At 34.4% G+C, this 1,063-nt stretch carries 1 protein-coding gene; it reads left to right on the plus strand.

Going from position 1 to position 1,063, the window contains the following annotated elements:
- Positions 1 to 54: 54 nt before the first annotated feature.
- Positions 55 to 1,047 carry an IS30 family transposase gene (locus CH361_RS19540; RefSeq protein WP_100792503.1) on the plus strand — a complete coding sequence of 331 codons (993 nt, stop codon included), beginning with the start codon at positions 55 to 57 and terminating at the stop codon, positions 1,045 to 1,047.
- The last annotated feature ends 16 nt before the right edge of the window (positions 1,048 to 1,063 follow it).

The raw sequence follows: 1,063 nt of genomic DNA on the forward strand, positions 1-1,063 counted from the left end.
GGTAGGTTCAAGAATCTAATGCAACAAATCCCGATAATATAAATCGGAGAAAAAATGGCAAAATACACGAGAATTAGTCCAAAGGAAAGGGAAACCTTGTCCATGTTGATTCATCAAGGATACTCAAAAGGTGCGATTGCAGAAATGATGTGTCGTCATCGATCCACAATAGCTAGGGAACTTGAAAAAGGAAAAATAGCTGACAGATATTATCAATACTCTGCTATTATTTCTGGGTATAAATCTAGAATGGCTGCCTCTTCTAGAAAGCTTGGAAAAAGTAAATTATTAACTAGCACCAAGTTATATAGAGAGTTTAAAAATCGACTTGAACTTAAATGGTCACCAGAACAAATTTCAAAGAATCTATCCCGTTCGTTTCCGAATGAAAAATACATGAATATTTCTCACCAATCAATTTATACTTTTATCTATTTGCTTCCGAGAGGAGAGCTTAAAAAAGAAATCAATACTTACTTAAGAAGGAAAGGTAAGAAGTCAAAACCTGCTGGTAACATTGCAAATATAGGTAAAATTCCAGATATGATTAGTATAGAAGAACGTCCGAAAGAAGTTGAAGATAGAAGCGTTCCAGGTCATTGGGAAGGAGATTTACTTATTGGAAAAAACCATTCGAGCGCTCTTGGTACTATAGTAGAAAGAGTCACAAGAACTGTTATTCTTGTTCCTTTGAAAGCCATGGATGCTGAATCGGTCAGAAAAGCTTTTGAAAAAGAATTAAAACAGTTCCCAAAACAATTAAAACTTTCTATGACTTATGACCAAGGGAAAGAAATGTCGGAACATAGATTGTTTACTAAAAATACAAAAATGAAAGTTTATTTCTGTCACCCTGCTTCGCCTTGGGAACGAGGCACATGTGAAAATACTAATATGCTTATCAGAGATTTCTTTCCGAAAGGAACTGACTTCCTAAAACTAAAAAAAAGCGAAATTAAAAAAGTTCAAAGGTTACTAAATCAAAGACCTAGAAAAACCTTGAATTGGAATACACCTGAAGATGAAATACGGACTCTTGTGCGTTAAATTCTTGAACCTACCA

The sequence above is a fragment of the Leptospira brenneri genome, from assembly GCF_002812125.1.
Classification (GTDB): Bacteria; Spirochaetota; Leptospiria; order Leptospirales; family Leptospiraceae; genus Leptospira_A; species Leptospira_A brenneri.